This window comes from Occallatibacter sp. (assembly GCF_049802275.1).
Taxonomy (GTDB): domain Bacteria; phylum Acidobacteriota; class Terriglobia; order Terriglobales; family Acidobacteriaceae; genus Telmatobacter.
In genome coordinates, this window is sequence record NZ_JBARMD010000288.1 from 1 (window position 1) to 3,857 (window position 3,857).

Below are 3,857 nucleotides of genomic sequence, written 5' to 3' on the forward strand. Positions count from 1 at the left end.
CGTAGACGCCGCGGCCCGCAAGGTTATCGTCGATGGCGGCTACGGCCCCGGCTTTAAATATTTCACCCACCGTGTCGGACACGGCATCGGTATGGACGGGCACGAGTGGCCCTACTTCGTCCGCAACAATATGTACGGTTGGGATCTGAACCCGCGCCTGCAAGCCGGCATGACCCTCAGCGACGAGCCCGGCATCTACATTCCCGGCCAGTTTGGCATCCGCCTCGAAGATGATCTGATCGTCACGCAGGATGGTGCAGAACTCCTCACGCCGCAATGTCCGTCGTTAGAAAATCCGTTCGCCAACGTAGGCCTCTAATTCGACAGAACAGTGCGATGTGGATGCGCCTCAGGTCTGATTCTGAGACCTTGGGAAGCTGGACCCTTCAGCCGGCGCTCTTCACCATCTTCACCACCGGCAAGGTCTCGCCGTTCTTGAGTGGCACCGCGATGCGCGCGGTCTCAACATAACCCTTGAGCCGATAGAGCGGCACTCCCGTCAGCGTTGACCCCATCTCGAACCGCGTGAATCCTCTAGCTCGCGCCGCATCCTCGACGGTTGCCAGAATCAGAGACCCCAGTCCCTGCCGTGCAAACTCCGGGTGCACGAAGATGGCGCGTACTTTCGCCGCGTCCACCGCTGGATCAAGCAGTTCCAGTTTCCTGCCGGGTCCACGATCTGCTCCGAACAGCGTTTTCCGCTTCGACCAGCCGCCGCACCCAGCGAGACGCGTCGCTGCCTTTGCGTTTTGGTCGAGGACTTCAGCGATGAAATACGTCTGGTCGCGAATGAGTTGTGTATCCAGGCCCAGCACTATCCCCAGCGCACCCTCAATCTGCGCTTCCGTGTAGGCGAAGGCCTCTGCACCCCAACGACCTGGACCCGTCGTTGGGGACCCAGCGCACAACCCGCGCACTGAGGCCTCGATCAGCCCGTGAAGCGCTGGAACATCCTCCTCCGTCGCCAGGCGCAACTCAAAGGCAGTATCCATTCTTCTATTTTGCGAGATTCCGGTGATTACTGGTTGGTGATAATTTTTCTGGCGCGCTCGTAGGGTCCCAGGTTGAAGACGTTTTTATATCCAAGCTCCTCGAGCTTTTTTTTGGCCATTCTGCTGCGCACGCCGGAAGAGCAGTGCAGCAACAGGACCTTGTTCCTGTCTCTCAATACAGAGAGTGCCGTCATCTCAATGCGCTCCAGTGGAATGTTCTGGGCCTGCATAATGTGCCCCGAATCAAATTCGTTCGCACTCCGCACGTCGATCACCATCGCCCCGTTTTTCAGATATTCGGCAGCTTCCTTCGGAGAAATCTGGCCGGAGCGCTTCATCGCCATGTAGGCGAGAGCCAGAGCGAGAATGACTAGAAATGGTAGCCACGTCATGCTTCCAGTCTATCGCCTTTTAGCAGGCTTCCGGCAAGGTCGCACAGCGTTTCGTCTCTCAGTACGCTCACCAATGGAAATTGGTCTAATTGAATGATTTATCCATTGCAGCGGAACGCGTAAGCCTCAAGCCTTCGCTACTTCCACCAGTACGGAATAGAATGTGGCCCCAGCGCCAATATCGGTCAATCGCTCGCTCGTCAGCGCGTTCACGTTTACGCCGCCTTCATTGAATTTGGTCCAGTCCATCCGTCCAGCCACCACGCCCTCAGGAACACTGCCGTCCACCAGCGCCGTCAGCAGAACTTCTCCTCGGTCGTTCCACACACGAACCTTGTCGCCATCCGCAATCCCTCGCGCCCTTGCATTCGCAGGATGCATTTCGAGCCGCTGGCTCGTGCGCGCTTCCATCTTGCGGTGCCCCTCCAGGTTCGCAAAGGTCGAGTTCATATAGTTGTCGGCTTTCCTGCCCAGGAACTCCAGTGGAAAGCGCTTCGCGCCTTCACTCCATCGTGATTCGGACGGCGGCGTAAACGCAGGCAAACCGTCCTGACCCTGCGCGGCGAGCGCCACAGAATCAAACTCGATTTTTCCCGAGGGCGTCGGCACCGGACCCGACGCGAACGGAAGAAACGGCGTGTTCTCGGGATCGCGATGAAACGCCAGCGGAATGTGCCCCCGTTCCCGCAAATCCTCCAGCGTCACGTGCTCCATGCCCGCATTTTTCGATCGACCGTCAAGCCCTATGGAAAGCGCCTGGCGAATCAACTGCTCCTCGCTATCGCGGAAGCACTGTTCTGTAAAGGCCATGTACTGCGCCAGTTGCCCGAAGAGCCATACGTTCGACCGCGCCTCACCGGGCGGTTCGATGGCTTGGTTCGATAGCTGGACGAAGTAGTGCCCATATGCCCCCTGGATATCCGTATGCTCAAGGAACGTCGTCGCGGGCAGCACGTAGTCGGCGTAATCCGTGGTGTCGTTGAAAAATTGCTCATGCACCACCGTAAACAGATCTGTCCGCGCCAACCCACGCCGCACTGCGTTCTGGTTCGGCGCCACAGCCCCGGGGTTTGAGTTGTACACAAACAGAGCATGAACCGGAGGACCACCGCGGAGCACATCGGCGCCCTGCTCCGCAGTCAAAGCCATTCCCAGCGTCGACATATTAATAGTGCGCGCTTCGCGACCAAGAGGTGAGTCGAGAGCGAGATCCCTCCGCTCCAGTTCGCGCTTGTTCCATGCAAATGCGCCCGAAGTCGACAGAGAGCCGCCTCCTCCGCGATACTTCCATGCTCCCGTGATTGCCGGCAGCATTGCAATCGCTCGCACCGCCGTGCCGCCGTTTTCACTCCGCTGCACGCCATAGTTCATCCGCAGAGCAGCTGGCCGTGTTGTCGCGTACTCGCGGGCAAGTTGCTCAATCTCGCCGGCGGTCATTCCCGTCCAGGTCGCCACGCGCTCCGGTGTATACTCGCGAACCCGCTCCGCCAGCCGATCGAATCCATGCGTCATTTCGGCAATGTATGCGCGATCTTCAAGTCCCTCTCGCAGGATTACGTGCATCATGCCGAGTGCCAGCGCCGTATCCGTTCCCGGCCGGATCGCAATGTGCCAGTCAGCCAGCCCCGCGGTGCGCGTTTTGTAGGGATCGATCACGATCAGCCGCGCTCCGTTGCGCCGAGCCTGTTCAACCATCGGCCACAGATGAATATTGTTGCCGTGGATGTTTGCGCCCCACGCCACGATCAGCTTGGCCAGCTTGTAATCTTCCGTGGGCGTTCCCAGTTTTTTCCCATACACCAGGTTCCACGCCACTCCGCCTGCTTCGGAGCAAATTGTCCGGTCAAGCTGGCTCCCGCCCAGCCGGTGAAAGAACCGCCTGTCCATCGACCCAAACCCGAGCACACCGATGGTCCCTGCATAGCTGTAAGGCAGAATCGACTCCGGCCCATGCGTGTCGCTGATCTGCTGCAACCGCTCCGCGATTGCGCTCAGAGCTTCATCCCAGCTCACACGCTCAAAAGCTTCGTGCTCTTCGCCGCGGTGCCGCGGGCCCTTTTGCGTTCCAGCCTTCCGCCTCATCGGGTAAAGAATCCGCTGCGGCGAGTACACCCGGTCAAGGTACTTCGCCACCTTGCCGCACAGGAATCCCTGCGTTACGGGCTGAGAGGGATCGCCCTGGACCTTCACGGCGCGTCCGTTCGCATCCACGGTCACGAGTACCGCGCAGCTATCGGGACAATCATGGGAGCACACCGTGTGCACCACGCGAAATGGGGAAGTCTCAGCCGCGGCGACCATACCCAGATTGTAGGTCAAACCGGCTCAATCTGATTCTCCGGGAAGCCACACGCAGGTGTCCCACCCTTGCGAAGAAAGGATGGGACGGCAAAGCTCTCCACACGTTGTAATCTTTTCTCGTACACCCCCACCTCGGAGGCCCTTCCATGAAACGCGCCCTGCCGCTCCTCGT

4 protein-coding genes are annotated in these 3,857 nt (G+C 59.3%); 1 reads left to right on the forward strand and 3 read right to left on the reverse strand.

The features are described from left to right. Positions 1 to 319 (forward strand): M24 family metallopeptidase (locus WA354_RS10110; RefSeq protein ID WP_472812885.1); only part of this gene is annotated, 319 nt, incomplete at its 5' end. Positions 320 to 386: 67 nt separating this feature from the next. Here WA354_RS10110 and WA354_RS10115 read toward each other — a convergent pair. From WA354_RS10115 to WA354_RS10125, 3 genes are all read right to left on the reverse strand, one after another. Then, positions 387 to 992 (reverse strand): GNAT family N-acetyltransferase, encoded by a 606-nt coding sequence (locus WA354_RS10115; protein ID WP_472812886.1) that lies wholly within the window; start codon positions 990 to 992, stop codon positions 387 to 389. Positions 993 to 1,018: 26 nt separating this feature from the next. Further along, positions 1,019 to 1,384: a rhodanese-like domain-containing protein gene (locus WA354_RS10120; protein ID WP_472812887.1), complete on the reverse strand. Its 366-nt coding sequence runs from the start codon at positions 1,382 to 1,384 to the stop codon at positions 1,019 to 1,021. A gap of 126 nt (positions 1,385 to 1,510) precedes the next feature. Beyond that, positions 1,511 to 3,703: a molybdopterin-containing oxidoreductase family protein gene (locus WA354_RS10125; RefSeq protein ID WP_472812888.1), complete on the reverse strand. Its 2,193-nt coding sequence runs from the start codon at positions 3,701 to 3,703 to the stop codon at positions 1,511 to 1,513. Positions 3,704 to 3,857 lie beyond the last annotated feature (154 nt).

Bases quoted from the DNA above. Each gene is read 5' to 3' on its own strand.
- WA354_RS10120 (WP_472812887.1), bottom strand. From the start codon at position 1,384: ATGACGTGGCTACCATTTCTAGTCATTCTCGCTCTGGCTCTCGCCTAC.
- WA354_RS10115 (WP_472812886.1), bottom strand. From the start codon at position 992: ATGGATACTGCCTTTGAGTTGCGCCTGGCGACGGAGGAGGATGTTCCA.